Source organism: Nocardioides sp. zg-1230 (assembly GCF_013155335.1).
In the GTDB taxonomy this organism is placed as follows: Bacteria; Actinomycetota; Actinomycetes; order Propionibacteriales; family Nocardioidaceae; genus Nocardioides.
The window spans coordinates 246,733-264,736 of the sequence record NZ_JABJQZ010000004.1 but is presented as its reverse complement, the minus strand read 5'-3'; the positions used below and the strand labels follow the sequence as shown (position 1 = coordinate 264,736).

The window sequence follows — 18,004 nt, the reverse complement described above, 5'->3', positions numbered from 1 at the left end:
GGCATGACGTCGGCGCGACGCCGACTCAGGATGGAGGACACGGTGTCCGCGGCGGTCGACGCGCGGGGCGCGAGGGGTCCGTGGGCCGGGAGAAGGAGCGTTGCCGTGCCCGTGCCTCGACGCCTTGCCGTGCTGCTCACGCTGTTGCTGGCGGCCACGACCCTCAGCATCGTCACTGCGGCCACGCCCGCAGCCGCCGCGCCCTGCGACCCGCCCGTGACCAACCCGGTGGCCTGCGAGAACACCCTCCCGGGCAGTCCCGAGAGCGAATGGGGCATCACCGGGGCCGGCTCGTCCTCGATCCAGGGCTTCGCGACCGACATGAGCGTCGACCAGGGTCAGACGGTCGGGTTCAAGGTCGACACCAGCGCCTCGTCGTACCGGCTCGACATCTACCGGATGGGCTACTACGCCGGTGCCGGGGCGCGTCGGGTCGCAACCGTCACCCCCACGGTGCTGAACAACCAGCCCAACTGCCTCACCAACTCCACGACCGGCCTCGTCGACTGCGGCAACTGGACCCAGAACGCGTCCTGGGCCGTGCCGGCGACCGCCGTGTCGGGGATCTACTTCGCCAAGCTGGTGCGCACCGACGGCACTGCCGGCTCCAGCCACGTCTTCTTCGTGGTGCGCGACGACGACGGCGGCTCGGACCTGCTCTTCCAGACCTCCGACACCACGTGGCACGCCTACAACACCTACGGCGGCAACAGCCTCTACACCGGTGCCCCCGCGGGACGCGCGTACAAGGTCAGCTACAACCGCCCGTTCACGACCCGCGCCAACGCGCCCGAGGACTGGGTCTTCAACGCCGAGTACCCGATGGTGCGCTTCCTGGAGGCCAACGGGTACGACGTCAGCTACAGCTCTGGCGTGGACACCGACCGCCGCGGCGCCGAGCTCCTCGAGCACGAGGCGTTCCTGAGCGTCGGGCACGACGAGTACTGGTCCGGCACCCAGCGGGCGAACGTCGAGGCGGCCCGCGACGCGGGCGTCCACCTGGCCTTCTTCTCGGGCAACGAGGTCTTCTGGAAGACCCGCTGGGAGAACAGCATCGACGGCTCCGGGACCCCGCACCGCACCCTCGTGTCCTACAAGGAGACCCACGCCAACGCGAAGATCGACCCGCTCGCCAACACCTGGACCGGGACCTGGCGCGACCCGCGCTTCAGCCCGCCCGCGGACGGGGGCCGCCCCGAGAACGGGCTCACCGGGACGTGGTTCGCGATCAACTGCTGTGCCGTGGACATGGTGGTCGGCCAGGCGGACGGCCAGATGCGGTTCTGGCGCAACACCCGCGTGGCGAGCCTGGGCAACAACGCGACGACGACGATCGGCAGCAACGTCATCGGCTACGAGTGGGACGAGGACCCCGACAACGACTCCCGACCGGCGGGCCTGTTCCGCGTGTCCCAGACGACCGACAGCGGCCAACGGCTCCAGGACCAGGGAAACAGCTACGCCCAGGGGCAGGCCACCCATGCGATGACGACCTACCGGGCCGCCAGCGGCGCCCTGGTCTTCAGCGCGGGCACGATCCAGTGGGCGTGGGCGCTCGACGGCAACCACGACCGCGGCTCCGCCCCTCCCGACACGGCCGCCCAGCAGGCCACGGTCAACCTCCTCGCCGACATGGGGGTCCAGCCGGACACGCTGACCGCCGGCCTCACCCCCGCCACGGCATCGACTGACACGACGGCGCCGACGACGGCCATCACGTCCCCGGCGGCGGGCGCGACGCTCCCCGTGGGTTCACCCGTCACCATCAGCGGCACGGCCACGGACACCGGTGGCGGCCGGGTCGGCGGCGTCGAGGTGTCGACCGACAACGGGGCCACGTGGCGACGGGCGACCGGGCGTGCCTCGTGGACCTACACGTTCACCCCGTCCGCCACGGGCAGCCTCACCCTGCGCGCGCGTGCCGTCGACGACAGCGCGAACCTCGGCACGGCATCGACCGCGAGCGTCACCGTGGGCTCGCCGCCAGCCGCGTGCCCGTGCACGATCTGGCCGGCCACCGCCACGCCGGCCGGCACGGACCCCGACACCAGCTCCGTGGAGCTCGGGGTCCGGTTCCGGGCCTCGACCGACGGCCTCGTCACCGGCATCCGCTACTACAAGCCGACCCAGAGCACCGGCACCCACGTGGGTTCCCTGTGGAGCAGCACCGGCACCCGTCTGGGCCAGGTCACCTTCACCAACGAGACCGCCAGCGGCTGGCAGCAGGCAATGTTCGCCACGCCTGTCCCCGTGACGGCCGGGACGACGTACGTCGCCTCCTACTTCACCCCGAGCCGCTACGCCGTGAGCGGCGGCTACTTCGCGAACGGTCCCACGACACGCGGCCCCCTCACCGCGCTGCAGAACGGCACCGACGGCGGGAACGGCGTCTACCGCTACACCGCGACGGCCGGCGTGTTCCCCAACCTGACCTACAACAGCGAGAACTACTGGGTCGACGTCGTCTTCACCGAGGCCAACGACACGGCCAAGCCGGGCCTCAACGGCCGCACCCCGGCGCCGGGGGCGACGGCCGTCCCGCTCGGCACCGACGTCACCGCGACCTTCTCCGAGCCGGTGCAGCAGTCCACGGTCGCGTTCGAGCTCCGCGCACCCGGGGGCGCCGTCGTGCCGGCCACGCTGTCGTACGACGCCGCGACCCGCACCGCCACCCTCGACCCGCAGGCGGCCCTGGCGGCCACCACGACCTACACGGCAGCGGTCAGCGGTGCTCGCGACCCGGCCGGCAACCAGATGGACCCCGTGACGTGGTCCTTCACGACCGACACCCCGGACACGACGAGCCCCACGATCACCGCACGCACCCCCGCCGTCGGTGCGACCGGGGTGGCGCTGGGGGTCTCGCCGACCGCGACGTTCAGCGAGGCCGTGCAGCAATCGACGATCGCGCTCGAGCTGCGCGGGCCCGGCAACACCTTGGTGCCTGCCACCACGGCGTACGACGACGCCAGCCGCACGGCCGCCCTGGACCCGAACGCCAACCTCGCGGCCAGCACGACCTACACCGTCAACCTCAGCGGCGCCCGGGACACCTCGGGCAACCAGATGGACCCGGTGTCGTGGTCCTTCACCACCACCGCCGCCACGTCCGGGTGCCCGTGCACGATCTGGCCGTCGACCGCGACGCCGGCAGGCACCGACCCCGACACCAGCTCCGTGGAGCTCGGCGTGAAGTTCCGCGCCGGCACCGACGGGTTCGTCACCGGCATCCGCTACTGGAAGCCAACCCAGACCAGCGGCACCCACGTGGGCTCGCTGTGGACCCGCACCGGGACCCGGCTCGGGCAGGTGACCTTCACCAACGAGTCCGCGAGCGGGTGGCAGCAAGCCACCTTCGCCGACCCGATCCCGGTCACCGCCGGCACGACCTACGTGGCGTCGTACTTCACACCGAGCCGGTACGCCGTCAGCGGCGCCTACTTCGCCGGCGGCCCGACGACCCGAGGCCCCCTCACGGCACTGCAGAACGGCACCGACGGCGGGAACGGCGTCTACCGCTACACCGCCACGGCCGGCGCCTTCCCCGACCTGAGCTACAACAGCGAGAACTACTGGGTCGACGTCGTCTTCGAGGACGGCCCCGACACGACGAAGCCGACCGTGACGGGCCGCAGCCCCGACGCCGGGGCCGCCGGCGTCCCCGTGGGCAGCGACGTCACCGCGACGTTCAGCGAGCCGGTGCAGGCAGGGTCGGTGGCGCTCGAGCTCCGCGGCCCGGGTGGCTCGCTCGTCGCCGGCACGACGTCGTACGACGCGGCGACGCGCACGTCGCGACTCGACCCGACCGCCGCGCTCACCGCGAGCACGACCTACACCGCAACGGTCAGCGGCGCGCGCGACGCCGCCGGGAACCAGGTGGACCCGGTCTCCTGGACGTTCACCACCGAGGCCGTGGACACCACCAAGCCGACCGTCACCGCCCGGACGCCAGCGACCGGGGCGACCGGTGTGGCGACAGCGACCAACGTGACGGCGACGTTCAGCGAGGCGGTCCAGGCCGCCACCCCGGTCGTCGAGCTGCGGGGCCCCGGTGGCACCCTCGTCGCCGGCTCCACCACGTACGACGCGGCGAGCCGAACCGTGACGTTCGACCCGACGGCGACCCTCGGCACCAGCGCCACCTACACGGCCACCGTCAGCGGGGCACGCGACGCGGCCGGCAACCAGATGGACGGCGTGTCCTGGTCCTTCACCACCGCGGCGACGACGTCGGGCTGCCCCTGCACGATCTGGCCCGCGACCGCGGCCCCCGCGGGCACCGACCCCGACACCAGCTCGGTGGAGCTCGGCGTGCGGTTCCGGACGAGCACGGCCGGCTTCGTCACCGGCATCCGCTACTACAAGCCCAGCCAGAGCACCGGTACGCACGTCGGCTCCCTGTGGACCGCCACCGGCACCCGGCTGGGCCAGGTGACCTTCACGAACGAGTCGGCCAGCGGCTGGCAGCAGGCGACCTTCGCCGCACCCATCCCGGTCAGTGCCGGCACGACCTACGTGGCCTCGTACTTCACGCCCAGCCGCTACGTCGTGAACGGCGGCTACTTCGCCAACGCCGCCACCACCCGGGGGCCGCTGACCGCCCTGCAGAACGGCACCGACGGCGGCAACGGCCTCTACCGCTACACCGGCGCTCCCAGCACGTTCCCGAACCTGACCTACAACAGCGAGAACTACTGGGTGGACGTCGTGTTCTCCGAGCAGTCCAACGACACGACCCCGCCGACCGTGTCGTCCCGGGTCCCCGCCGCAGACGCGACCGGCGTGCCGGTGGGGGTCCGGCCCAGCGTGACCTTCAACGAGCTCGTCACCGGCTCCAGCGTCTCGATGGCGCTCCGGACCTCCGGCGGCCAGACCGTCCCGGCCACGACGGCGTACGACGTGGGCACCTCGACCATGACGCTGACGCCTGCCGCCGACCTGACCTACACGTCCTCCTACACCGTGGAGGTGAGCGGCGCCCGCGACACCTCGGGCAACACCATGGCACCGGTGTCGTGGTCCTTCCAGACCGCCGGCGAGCCCCCGCCCGGGATCGCGGACGGCCCCGGCGGGCCGATCGCCGTGGTGACCAGCAACGGCAACCCGTCCTCGGCGTACCTCACCGAGATCCTGCGGGCCGAGGGGCTCAACGAGTTCGCCAACCTCCGGGTCAACGCCCTCGACGCCGCCGCGCTGGCGCCGTACGCCGTCGTCGTCCTGGGAGACGTCGCGATCACCGACGCCCAGGTGACGGCCCTGACCAGCTGGGTGAACGCCGGGGGCAACCTCGTCGCGCTGCGACCGGACACCCGCCTGCACGCCCTTGCCGGGATCACGGCGCAGACAGGCACCGTCGGTGACGGCTACCTCGCCGTCAACGCCGCCACCGAGCCCGGCGCGGGCATCACCACCGAGACCATGCAGTTCCACGGGTCCGCCGACCGCTACTCCCTCAACGGCGCCACCGCCGTGGCGACGCTGTACTCCAACGCCACGACCAGCACCGGGCTGCCGGCCGTGACGTTGCGCAGCGTCGGCAGCAATGGTGGCCAGGTCGCCACCTTCGCGTTCGACCTCGCTCGCTCGGTGATCGCCACGCGCCAGGGCAACCTCGCTTGGGCCGGGCAGAACCGCGACGGCGCCACGCCGAACCGGTCGAACGACCTCTTCTTCGGCGGCAGCGGCGCCACCGACTGGGTCGACCTGGCCAAGGCGCACATCCCCCAGGCCGACGAGCAGCAGCGGCTGCTGGCCAACCTCGTGACCGTCACGGCCCGCGACCGGTTGCCCGTGCCCCGGTTCTGGTACTTCCCCGGCACCCACAAGGCGGTGGTCGTCGCCACCGGGGACGACCACGGCAGCGGCGGCACGCCCGGTCGGTTCAGCACCTACGCCGCCGCGAGCCCGTCGGGCTGCTCCGTGGCGCGGTGGGAGTGCCCACGCTTCTCGTCGTACATCTACCCCAGCACCCCGATGACGAACGCGCAGGCGGCCGGCTTCCAGACGCAGGGCTTCGAGGTCGGGCTGCACCCGCAGAACAACTGCACCAACTTCACGTCGTACCAGGGCCTGGAGGACACCTACACCAGCCAGCTCGGGACGTGGCGCGCGAAGTACACCTCCCTGCCCTCGCCGACGACCAGCCGCTTCCACTGCATCGTGTGGAGCGACTGGGTGTCCCAGCCGAAGGCCGAGCTCGCCTCCGGGATCCGCCTCGACACCAACTACTACTACTACCCCGGCTCGTGGATCGCCGACCGGCCCGGCTTCATGAACGGCTCCGGCATGCCGATGCGGTTCACCGACACCGACGGATCGATGATCGACGTCTTCCAGGCCAACACGAACATGACCGACGAGTCCGGGCAGAGCTACCCGTTCACCCCGAACACCCTGCTCGACCGCGCGCTCGGCAGCCAGGGCTACTACGGCGCGTTCACCGCCAACCTCCACACCGACGCGGCCTCGACGTTCGAGGACACCCAGGTGCTGGCGTCGGCGCAGGCACGCAACGTGCCGGTGATCGCCGCCCGCCAGCTGCTGACGTGGACCGACGGCCGCAACGCCTCGTCCTTCTCCGGGTTGTCGTGGAGCGGAGGCACGCTCTCGTTCACGATCGGCGTCGGCGTCGGCGCGACCGGCCTCACGGCCATGCTGCCCACCACGGGTCCGGGGGGCGCCACCCTCAGCGCCGTCACCCGCAGTGGCACGGCGGTGCCGTTCACCACGATGACGGTCAAGGGCCAGCAGTACGCCGTGTTCCCCGCCGTCGGCGGTGCCCACCAGGCGACGTACACCCCGGCGGGCGGCACCAACCTGGTCACCGCCACGAGGGCCACGACGGACGACACGGGCACGACCTCGCTCACGTGGACCACGACCGACCCGGGGACGACGGTGGTGCGGCTCGGCACCTCCCCCACGGACCTGGACGAGGCGGTGGTCGTGAACGGGAGCACCACCGAGCACCTCGCCGAGCTCGACGGGCTCGCCCCCGCGACGCGGTACCACTACGTGGTGCAGTCGCGCGGGACCGACGGCGACGTCGTCCGGTGGCCGGCGAGCGGCGCGGCACCCGCGACCTTCACGACGCCCGGCGCGGACCTCCGTGCCCCCCGGATCAGCGACGTCCGCGTACGGCCGATGACCGACGGCACGGCCCGCATCACCTGGCGCACGGACGAGCCCTCGACCTCGCGCGTGACCTACCGCCAGGCGGGCCGCACCGCGCGCGGCATCGGGCTCGACGACCGGCTGACGCGCCGCCACGTCGTGGTGGTGACGGACCTCGCACCGCGCCGCGCCCACACGGTGCGGGTCGGGTCGCGCGACGGCGCCGGCAACGCCGCACGCGCCCGGACGACGCGGTTCCGGTCGCTCGCGCCCGGCCTGGCGATGTTCACGGCGGAGGACTTCCGCACCGGCAGGACCGACGACCGGATGCGGCTCGACGACCGGGGGCTGGGCTCCCTCACCCTCAGCGGGCGGGGATCGGGCACCTACACGTCGCGGGTCGTCGACTCCGGGCGCAAGGCGACCTGGACGCGGCTGGCCCTCGACTCCGCCGAGCCGGCGGGTGCCCGGATCCTGGTGCGGATCCGGACCGGCGACCGCCCGGACCCGGACGGCACGTGGTCGGACTGGCGGCTGGTGCGGCCCGGGGTCGACGTCGGGCTCGAGGGTCGCTACGTGCAGTACGCCGTGCACCTGTCCGCGACGTCGACGTCCCTGCCCGTCGTCCGCGGGGTCGGACTCACCCGCGGCGGCGGGCGCGGAGCCCACTGAGCAGCGGGGTCAGAGCCGGTCGAGCAGCCAGGACGGGCTGAGCACCTGGGCCGGTGCGACGTTGGCCGCGAGCGCCCGGTCCGCGGTCACCACGACCACCTGGCCACCCGCCTCGCCCGCGCGACGCGCCTGCTCCCGGATCTCGGCATCCCCGTCGCGGGCCGCGTGCACGGTGCGGACGTGGGCGTCCCGGCCGGCCCGGACGCCGCTCTTGGCCTTCCCCTCCAGCACCAGCACGATCTCGTCGTACGACGTGTCGGCGACCAGGAGCCGCTCGTGCAGCCGCCGCGCCGCACCCGCGCGGTCCTTCCACCAGCCGTCGGGCACCGAGCCGACGACGTTGGCGCCGTCGACAACCAGGGTCGAAGTCACTTGAGGAACTGGGAGAAGTCCTTGGGCAGGTTGAGCTGCTCGGCGGCCTTCTCGTAGTCGACCTCGGCACCGTCGGGGTTGCCGAAGGGGTTCGCGGACTTCTCCGCCGACGCGGCCTTCTGCTGCTCCTTCTGCTGCGCGGCCTTGGCGGGGTTGCCCGAGACGCGCTTCTTGCCCTTCTTGCCCTTGCCGCCCTGCGCGGCCTGGCGGGCGCCGGCCCGCTTGCCGCCGCCGAGCCCCGGCATGCCGGGCATCCCGGGCATCCCGGGCACACCGCCGCCACGGGCCATCTGCTCCATCATCTTGCGCGCCTCGAAGAAGCGGTCGACGAGCTGGTTGACGTCGGAGACCTGACGTCCGGAGCCGGCGGCGATGCGGGCACGGCGCGAGCCGTCGATGATCTTCGGGTTGTCGCGCTCGGCCGGCGTCATCGACTGGATGATGGCCTGGATGCGGTCGATCTCGCGCTCGTCGAAGTTCTCGAGCTGGTCGCGGAACTGCCCCATGCCGGGCAGCATCCCCATGATCTTGGTCATCGAGCCGAGCTTGCGGATCTGCATCATCTGCTGGAGGAAGTCCTCCAGCGTGAAGCCGCCCTTGGTGGCGAGCTTCTCTGCGGCCTTCAGCGACTGCTCGGAGTCGAAGGCCTTCTCCGCCTGCTCGATCAGGGTGAGCATGTCGCCCATGTCGAGGATGCGCGAGGCCATCCGGTCGGGGTGGAAGAGGTCGAAGTCGGTCATCTTCTCGCCGCTGGAGGCGAACATGACCGGCTTGCCGGTGATCGAGCGGATCGACAGCGCGGCACCACCGCGGGCGTCACCGTCGAGCTTGGTGAGCACCACACCGTCGTAGCCGACGCCGTCGAGGAACGCCTGCGCGGTGGTGACCGCGTCCTGGCCGATCATCGCGTCGACGACGAAGAGCACCTCGTCGGGCTGGACGGCGTCGCGGATGTCGGCCGCCTGCTTCATCAGCTCGGCGTCGACGCCGAGGCGACCGGCGGTGTCGATGATGACGACGTCGTGGAGCTTGCGCTTCGCCTCTTCGATCGACCTGCGCGCCACGTCGACCGGGTCCCCGCCGTGCTCGACTCCCTGGGCGTTGCCGGGCTCGGGGGCGAAGACGGGGACGCCGACCCGCTCGCCGTTGACCTGCAGCTGCTGGACGGCGTTGGGGCGCTGGAGGTCGGCCGCGACGAGCATCGGCGTCTTGTCCTGGTCCTTGAGCCACAGCGCGAGCTTGGCCGCGAGCGTCGTCTTGCCGGCACCCTGGAGGCCAGCGAGCATGATGACAGTCGGTCCGCTCTTCGCGTAGCGCAGGCGGCGGGTCTCGCCGCCGAGGATCGTCACGAGCTCCTCGTGGACGATCTTGATGATCTGCTGCGCCGGGTTGAGGGCCCCGCTGACCTCCTCCGAGCGGGCCCGCTCCTTCACCGCACCGACGAACTCCTTCACCACCGGCAGCGCGACGTCGGCCTCGAGCAGCGCGATGCGGATCTCGCGCGCAGTGGCGTCGATGTCGGCCTCGGAGAGCCGGCCCTTGCCGCGGAGGTTCTTGAAGGTGTCGGCAAGGCGGTCGGAGAGTGTGGCGAACACGGTGTGGGTCTGTCCCTCGCATCGGTGGTGGATCAGGGCGGATCAGAGTCTGCTACGACGACCAAGACTAACGGCCGCACCCCGTCCGGGCTCAGCCGACGAGCCCAGCCGTCCGCTCGGCCACCGAGCCCGGCTGCCCGGCTCAGCCCCCGAGTGCCGTGCGTACGGCGTGGGCGGCGGCCGCGGCACGCTCCTCCGTCGGGCGCACTCCCCCGACCTCCTGCACGTAGAACACGTCCACCGCCTGCGGCCCGAGGGTGGAGACGTGGGCCGAGGCCACGGTCAGCCCGAGCCCGGCGAGGGTGGTGAGCACGCGGTGGACCACGCCGGGGCGGTCGGAGGTGCGGATCTCGAGCACCAGCGAGGCGCGTGAGGCGTCCGGGCGGACCTCCACGATGGGCGGCAGCTCGCCGTCCGGTCGCGCGGGCAGCTCGGGGAGGCGCTGGGTGCCCTCGACGACGCGGCGGATGCGCTCGCGGACGACGGTGGCGTCGAGGTAGGCGTCGGGCACCTCCCACGCGCTGACGCCCCACTCGCCGTCGGCGTCGACCTGCGCCCAGGCCCGGGCGGCGTGCACCGGCACCCGCAGCGCCGCCAGGCCGCCGGCGACGTCGGCGAGCAGGCCGACGCGGTCGGCCGCGACCACGGTGACGGTCGCGCCCACCTCGTGCGGGGTGATGGTGACCGAGACGGCGGCGGGGTCACGTCGTACGGCGTCGGGGATCGTCAGCGACCCGGCCGGGGCGACGTGGGTCATCTCGGCGCCGAGGGCATGACCGGCCCGGGAGACGAGCCGGTCGACCAGGGTCGCCCGCCAGGTCGTCCACGCCGCGGGCGAGGCGGCCCGGGCGTCGGCCTCGGTGAGGGCGCGCAGGAGCTCGAGGCTGGCCGCGTCGGGGACGTGGGTGAGCAGCTCGGCCGTGGTGGCCGGGTCGTCGGGGTCGCGGGTGGTCGCGAGGTCCGCGAGGAGCAGGTGCCACCGCACGAGGGAGGCGACCACCTCGGCGTCGAGGTCGGTGAAGCCCATCCGCGCCACGACCTTGCGGGCCAGCGGCTCGCCGGCCACCGAGTGGTCCTGGAGCGAGCCCTTACCGATGTCGTGCAGCAGCGCCGCGACCAGGAGCAGGTCGGGTCGGCGGACGGTGCGGATCAGCGCGCCGGCCTCCGCGCACGTCTCTACCACGTGCCGGTCGACGGTGAAGCGGTGGATCGCCGAGGCGTGCGGCAGCAGCCGGATCTGCTCCCACTCGGGCAGGAACGTCTCGATGCCCTCGACCTCGTCGAGGGTCTCCCAGACGGGCAGCAGCCCCGGTCCGCTGGCGAGCAGCCGGACCAGCGCGTCACGGGCGGGCGCCGGCCACGGCACGGGCAGCGGAGCACCTTCGCGCACGAGGCGGGCGGCGGTGGTCGGGGCGAGCACGGCGTCGCGGCTCGCGGCCTCCGCCGCGGCGCGGAGCAGCAGGGTGGGGTCGTCGCCGGGCCGGGTGCCGGCGTCGAGGACCACCTCACCGCGGGAGAGGGCGATGCCGGGAGCGATCCGCTCCAGCGCGGGCGTCCGGCGGTCGCGTTCGCCCGTCGGTCGGGCCATCACGGCGTCCGTGCGCCGCCACGCCAGGCGGGACAGGTGTCCGATGCGCCGCCCGAGCGAGCGGACGTGGCGCTGGGCCGCCTCGGCGTCGGCGAGCCCCAGGCGGTCTGCCAGCGGTCCCCACATCTCGGGGGCGATGCGGTCGGCGGGCCGTCCGGCGAGGTCCTGCACCTCGTCGCGGACGTCGAGGAGCATCTGCCGCGCCGCCTCGAGCGCCGGGGTGGAGGCGTCGACGAGCCAGCTGGCCTCGATCGCCTTCAGCACGCCGGCGTCGCGCAGGCCTCCCTCGGCTTCCTTGACGTCGGGCACCGAGGCGTGCCCGAGCTCCCCGGTGACGTCGTGGCGCTTGAGGGTCATCGCCTTCAGCTCCGGCAGTCGGGTGCGGGCCTGCCGGCGCCAGTCGGCGAGCATCGTCGTACGCAGCCGGAGGCTGAGCCCCGGGTCGCCGGCGAGGTGGCGGGCGTCGAGCAGACCCAGCGCGACCCGCAGGTCGGCCGCCGCCTCGAGCACCTCGGTCATCGAGCGGACCGAGTGGTCGAGGCGTCGACCGGAGTCCCACAGCGGGTACCACAGGGTGGCGCCCAGCCCACCCAGGTCCAGTCCGTCCTCGTGGACGAGGACGACGTCGAGGTCGGAGTGCGGGGCGAGCTCGCCCCGACCGTAGCCCCCGACGGCGACCAGGGCCACCCCGGTGACGGGCCCGCCGGAGGCGGCGTACGCCTCCCGGCAGAGCTCGTCGGCCGAGGTGGCCCTGGTGTGTCGATCTGCTGCGGTCATGCGGGGTCCCTGCGTCGTTGCTCGGAGGAGCGAAGCGGAGGAGAGGAACGACGTGGGGTGCTCATGCGTGGTCCCCGAGACGCCCGCCCATCAGAGTGCCGACGCGTCCTGCTCGCCGGTGCGGACGCGGACGACGGTCTCGACCGGGCTGACCCAGACCTTGCCGTCGCCGATCCGGCCGGTCTGCGCGGTCTTGACGACGATCCCGACGATGTCGTCGGCGTCGGCGTCGTCGACGACGATCTCGATGCGGATCTTGGGCACGAGGGCGATGTCGTACTCCGCCCCGCGGTAGACCTCGGTGTGGCCCTTCTGGCGGCCGTAGCCGCTGACCTCGGAGACCGTCATGCCGGCCACCCCGAAGGTCTCGAGCGCCTCGCGGACGTCCTCCCACTTGTGCGGCTTGATCACCGCGGTCACGAGCTTCATGCGCTGGCTCCTTCCGTCTTGCTGGTCGTGGTGGCGGGGGCGGTCGAGGCAGCGAGCACGCTGCTGCCGCCGCCGCTGGTGCCGCTGTGCAGGTCGTACGCCGACTCGCCGTGGGCGACGAGGTCGATGCCGTTGACCTCGTCCTCCTCGTCGAGGCGCAGGCCCATCGTGTACTTGATCCCCAGGGCGATGACAGTGGTCAGGACGCCGGAGTAGATGACGGCCACCACGACACCGAGGGTCTGGTCGCCCAGCGAGCCGAACCCTCCGCCGTAGAGGAGCCCGTCGACCCCGCCAGCGCCGTCGGCCGTGGAGAACACACCGATCAGGACGGTGCCGACGACGCCGCCGACCAGGTGCACGCCGACCACGTCGAGCGAGTCGTCGTACCCGAGCTTGTACTTCAGGCCCACGGCCCAGGCGCAGACACCACCGGCGACGAGGCCGATCGCCACCGCGCCGGAGAGGTTCACCGCACCGGCGGCCGGGGTGATCGCGACCAGGCCGGCGACGATGCCCGACGCGGCACCGAGGGAGGTGGCCTTCTTGTGGATCAGGCGCTCGACCAGGAGCCAGCCGATGATGGCCGCCATGGTGGCCAGCGTGGTGTTGGCGAAGGTGCGGCCGGTCTCGGACATGAAGCGCTCGGTGAACGCCTCGCCCTCCTCGCCGGCGAAGACGATGGAGCCGACGTTGAAGCCGTACCAACCCATCCAGAGCAGGCCGGCGCCGAGCATCGTGAGGGTCAGGTTGTGCGGGCGCATCTGCTCACGCGGCCAGCCGATCCGCTTGCCGAGCAGGAGGACCAGCACGAGGGCCGCGACACCGGCGTTGATGTGGACCGCCGTGCCACCGGCGTAGTCCTGGGCACCGATGCGACCGCAGATGAGCGAGTCCTCGGTGCAGCTGAAGACCATGTGCGCCATCGGGAAGTAGACGATCAGCGACCACAGCGGGACGAAGACCACCCAGGCGGAGAACTTCAGCCGGTCGGCGACGGCGCCGCTGATCAGCGCGGCGGTGATGATCGCGAAGGTCATCTGGAACATGACGCCGATGTAGGTGTCGGTGGTGACGCCGTCGAGCCAGAGGAGCTCGAAGGGGTTCGCGAAGAAGGTGCCGTCGCCGCCGAACCCCATCGACCAGCCGACGGCGACGTAGAGGATGCCGACGATGGCAGCCGCCACGTAGGACATCATCATCATGTTGAGCACGGACTTCGACCGCGACATGCCGCCGTAGAACAGGGCCAGCGCGGGCACCGTCATCATCAGGACGAAGGCAGTCGCCACCAGCATGAAGGCGTAATAGCCGTCCACAGGACCTCCAGGGATTTCGAGCACGAGCGAAACGGGGGTGGTCACCGGGCGATGACGCCGCTGTCATGCCGGTGCCCACGTGATGACCCGCAGCCTGTGCGGGCGAGGTTTCACCGGGCTGCGACGGATGTTGCATGCACGCAACGGAATGGGTCGTCGTGTTACGGGTGTGTGAACGGATCGGCCCCGGAGGCCGCCTTGTTAGTGTTCGGCCGTGTCCAGACTGGCCGTGATGGCGCACTACGACGTCGCCGGGGAGCTTCGGCCCCACGTGCGTGGTCAGGTGGAGGCACTGGCCGCGTCGGTCGACACGCTGCTGGTGTGCACGACGGCCAGCCTGCAGGACTCCGCGCGCGCCTGGCTGGCCGAGCGGGCGGTCCTGGTGGAGCGGGCCAACTACGGCTACGACTTCTTCAGCTACAAGGTCGGCCTCGACGCCGCCGGCGACCTGACGGCGTACGACGAGGTGGTGGTGTGCAACGACACCTACGTCTTCGCCCTCGACTCCTACGAGCCCGTCTTCACCGAGATGGCCACCCGGCCCTGCGACTTCTGGGGCCTGACGGGGGCCGAGCGCGTCGCGCCGCACATCCAGTCCTTCTTCATCGCCTTCCGGCCGTGGGTGGTCGGCTCGCGAGCGTTCACGACCTTCTGGGAGGAGATGGAGCCGATCTCCAAGCGCCGCCAGGTGATCCGGCGCTACGAGGTCGGCATGTCCCGCCGGCTCTACGAGGCGGGCTTCGTCTCCGACACCTACTTCGTCGAGACCCCCGAGGACCGTCGCATCGCCCGCGAGCGGATGCGCTGGTGGGCCGCCCACCGCTCCCACTTCCCGCGCACCCGCGCCGAGGTCCGCGAGTGGCGCGAGCGGGCCAACGAGCCGTGGAACCCGGCGCGCAGCCTGGCCGACCGGGTGCTCGACGACGCCCGGCTCCCCTACGTCAAGATCGACACCCTGCGCTACGACCCCTACAACCTCGACGCCAAGCGCCTGCTCGAGCTGTGCGAGCGCCGGTATCCCCAGCGCTTCGAGGGCGTGCGTGAGTTCCTCGAGGAGACCGCGCAGTACTACCCGCTGCGCGACACCGAACGGCTCCTACCTACTCCGCTGGCCCTCGAGCCCCTCTTCCCGAGGGTGAGGTACTCCGATGCGCGGTGAGCGTCGCCGCCCGAGCCAGGTGCGGCTCGACGACGCCGCCGAGGTGATGGTCGCCTCCGGGCTCGTCGACGTCGACTACGTCGCCGCCCAGCTCGGCACCACCTTCGGCTCGCCCCTCGAGGCGGCCCGCGCCGTCGTCGAGGCAGGCGACGTCTCGCCCCACCCGCTCTTCGAGGCCCAGTGGATCGGGCGCCGCCGCTCGTGGCAGCGAGCCGGCCAGCACCCCGTTCTCTGGTACGTCGCCGAGCGCCGTCGCCGCAACCGCATCGCGCCCCACCCGCTGGTCGACCCGCGGATCGTCTTCGCGGCCTACCCCGAGGCCCGGCACCATCCCTACGGCGCGCTGTCCTACTGGCTGTCCGCCTCCGGCCCCGGTACGCCGCTGCCCACCCGCATCCTGCCCCGCAAGGTCTCCTGGGCCACCTACCGTGCGGCCGCCATCGAGGCCGCGACCCAGTGGCGCGAGGAGGTCGTGAGGGAGCGTCCGCAGCTCGTCGGGCCCACCCCCGCGCTCCCCACCGCTCTGGGCACCTCGCCCGCGGTGACCGTCGTGATGGCCGCGCAGGACGCCGGCCCGCTCGTCCACCAGACGGTGGCCTCGCTGCAGGCCCAGACCTTCACCGACTGGCACCTCGTGGCCGTGGACCGCGGGTCGGCCGACGACACCGCAGCCGTGCTCCAGGGAGTCGCGGCCTTCGACGACCGCATCACCGTCGTGCGCGAGTCGCGCTGCGGGGCGGCCCGGGCCCTCAACGTGGCCCTCGAGCACGGCACCGCCGAGCACGTCGCCTTCCTGCCGCTCGGACGGGAGTGGCTCCCCGACATGCTCGGCGACCTGCTGGCGCACGCCCACCAGAGCGGGGCGGCGGCAGTGGTCGCCGGTGCAGGGGCGGTCGCCCGGTCGCGGCACGAGCTCCTGGGCGGACGCCCGGTCGACCTCGCCACCGCGCTGCTGCGGCGCGACGCGGTCAAGGACGTCGGCGGTTTCGACGAGGGCCTCGACGGGGCGGTGGAGCGCGACCTCGTGCTGCGGCTCACCCGCGACCACGAGCCGCTCGCGGTCGACGTACCCGTCCTCCGGCGCCCGGAGACCCCGCAGCCCGGCTTCGGCGACGACTGGGACTCCGTCGTCCTCGAGCGCCAGCTCGTCGACTGGGACGCCGCGGCGACCCGCGAGACGGACGAGTCGCTCGTCAGCCACGTCATGCCGCTGGGGCCGGAGCCGCGGCGCACCGTGGAGTGGCTCGGCTCGGTGCCGCGCGAGGGGTCTGAGCTGGTGCTCGTCGGGGTCCGGATGCGTCGCGCGCACCACGTCCTGGCCGCGTCGATCGCCGCGGTCATCCCCGGCGCCCGCTTCGTCTCGGTCCCCGCCCCGGTGTCCATGTCCGTCGCCACCAACGTCGGTGTCGCGCAGGCGACCGGCAGCACCGTGGTACTGGTGCGGCCCGAGGCGATGCCACCGCGCCAACCGATCGCCGAGCGGCTCGCCGCTGCGCTGCGCGAGCCCGGGGTCGGCCTCGTGCAGCCCTTGGTCGTCGACCTCGACGGCGTCGTGCTCAGCGCCGGCGCTCGGTTCACCTCCGACAACCCCCACCCCGAGCTGTTCCTCGCCGGCCTGCCCACCAGCGACGCCCTCCGGATCGGCACCTGCGACGTCGCCGCGCCGGCCGCCGCGGTGGTGGCCCTGCGCACCGAGGCGGCGGTCGCGCTCCGCGGGCTGGACGCGCGCTACCACTCCGTCCTCGGCGAGACCGACCTCGGCCTGCGGGCACAGCGGGCCGGAGTCGGCGGGACGGTCCTGGTGCCGGACGCGGTGATCACCTCGCGCACCCCCTACGCCGAGCCCGAGCGGCTCATCGGTGCGATGTCGTCGTTGCGCCCCACCGTCCTCGCCGGGCCGCCGCCCCCGACCGACCGCTCGCACGACCAGCTGCGCACGGCTGGCCTCGAGGTGACCGACGAACGCAGCCGCCGGGTCGCAGCCGACCCCGACGACCGCGCCGCGCCGTCTGTCCTCGTCCCCGAGCTCGTCCTCCGCGCCGTCGAGGGCATCCGCGAGTCGCCCCCGCGCCTGCGGTGGGCCGTCGACATCGCCGCACCCGCCGCCCAGCGCGGCGACCGGTGGGGCGACACCTACTTCGCGCGCTCCCTGGCCGACGCCCTCGAGCGACGCGGTCAGCACGTGGCCATCGACCGTCGCGACGCGCGGCAGCGCGACTCGCGCGACCACGACGACGTCCTGCTGGTGCTCCGCGGCCTGGACCGCGTCATGCCCCGGCCGGGGCTGCTCAACGTGGAGTGGATCATCAGCCACCCCGACATGATCACGCCCGACGAGGTGGCCGGCTTCGACCTCGTCTACGCCGCCAGCACGAGCTGGTCGGCGCGCGTGAGCCGTGAGTGGGGCACGCCCGTCACGTCGCTGCTGCAGTGCACCGACACCCGCTGGTTCCACCCGGAGCGGGCCGAGCCCGACACCGGCCCGGCGCTGCTCTTCGTGGGCAACTCACGCGGCATCTACCGCTACGCCGTGCGCAGCGCCCTGGCGATCGGCGCCGACCTCACCCTGCACGGCAACGACTGGACCGACTTCGTCGAGCGCGACCAGATCGCCTCTGGGGGCGTCGACAACCGTGAGGTCGGCGCGCTCTACGCCTCGGCCGGCATCGTGCTCAACGACCACCACCTCGACATGCGGCGCGACAGCTTCGCCTCCAACCGCCTCTTCGACGCGGCTGCCTGCGGGGCCCGGATCCTCAGCGACCGCATCGACGGCCTCGAGGAGATCTTCTCCGGCCTGGTGCTGCCCTTCGACAACGAGCACGAGCTCGCGCGCCTCGTGGAGCCGCCCTACGACGCCTTCCCCGACAACGCCGCCCGGCGCGAGATCGCGACCCGGATCATCGCCGAGCACAGCTTCGACAAGCGTGCCGAGACCCTGATCGACGACGCCGTGCGCGCGCTGCTCGCCCGCCGCTGA

General features: G+C 72.6%; 7 protein-coding genes and 1 pseudogene. 3 read left to right on the top strand and 5 right to left on the bottom strand.

Going from position 1 to position 18,004, the window contains the following annotated elements:
* Positions 1 to 105: 105 nt before the first annotated feature.
* Positions 106 to 7,785, top strand: a complete 7,680-nt coding sequence (locus HOO61_RS13120; RefSeq protein WP_172259161.1) for a DUF4082 domain-containing protein — start codon at positions 106 to 108, stop codon at positions 7,783 to 7,785.
* Positions 7,786 to 7,794: 9 nt separating this feature from the next.
* Here the strand turns inward: HOO61_RS13120 and HOO61_RS13115 are convergent, their stop codons facing one another.
* From HOO61_RS13115 to HOO61_RS13095, 5 genes and pseudogenes are all read right to left on the bottom strand, one after another.
* Positions 7,795 to 8,157, bottom strand: coding sequence for a hypothetical protein (locus tag HOO61_RS13115; RefSeq protein WP_172259160.1), 363 nt, complete (start codon positions 8,155 to 8,157; stop codon positions 7,795 to 7,797).
* Positions 8,154 to 9,752 (bottom strand): signal recognition particle protein, encoded by a 1,599-nt coding sequence (ffh, locus tag HOO61_RS13110; RefSeq protein WP_172259159.1) that lies wholly within the window; start codon positions 9,750 to 9,752, stop codon positions 8,154 to 8,156. Before ffh ends, HOO61_RS13115 begins: the two co-directional genes overlap by 4 nt.
* Positions 9,753 to 9,894: 142 nt before the next feature.
* A pseudogene (locus HOO61_RS13105) lies at positions 9,895 to 12,129 on the bottom strand ([protein-PII] uridylyltransferase); the annotation flags it as partial.
* 78 nt (positions 12,130 to 12,207) lie between these two features.
* On the bottom strand, positions 12,208 to 12,546 hold the full coding sequence (locus tag HOO61_RS13100; RefSeq protein ID WP_172259157.1) for a P-II family nitrogen regulator: 339 nt from the start codon (positions 12,544 to 12,546) through the stop codon (positions 12,208 to 12,210).
* Positions 12,543 to 13,865 carry an ammonium transporter gene (locus HOO61_RS13095; protein ID WP_367650152.1) on the bottom strand — a complete coding sequence of 441 codons (1,323 nt, stop codon included), beginning with the start codon at positions 13,863 to 13,865 and terminating at the stop codon, positions 12,543 to 12,545. The genes HOO61_RS13100 and HOO61_RS13095 overlap by 4 nt, the downstream gene beginning before the upstream one ends.
* Before the next feature lie 214 nt (positions 13,866 to 14,079).
* On the opposite strand from HOO61_RS13095, the gene HOO61_RS13090 reads away from it, so the two are divergent.
* Positions 14,080 to 15,024 (top strand): rhamnan synthesis F family protein, encoded by a 945-nt coding sequence (locus tag HOO61_RS13090; protein WP_172259156.1) that lies wholly within the window; start codon positions 14,080 to 14,082, stop codon positions 15,022 to 15,024.
* Positions 15,014 to 18,004 (top strand): glycosyltransferase, encoded by a 2,991-nt coding sequence (locus HOO61_RS13085; protein WP_172259155.1) that lies wholly within the window; start codon positions 15,014 to 15,016, stop codon positions 18,002 to 18,004. The genes HOO61_RS13090 and HOO61_RS13085 overlap by 11 nt, the downstream gene beginning before the upstream one ends.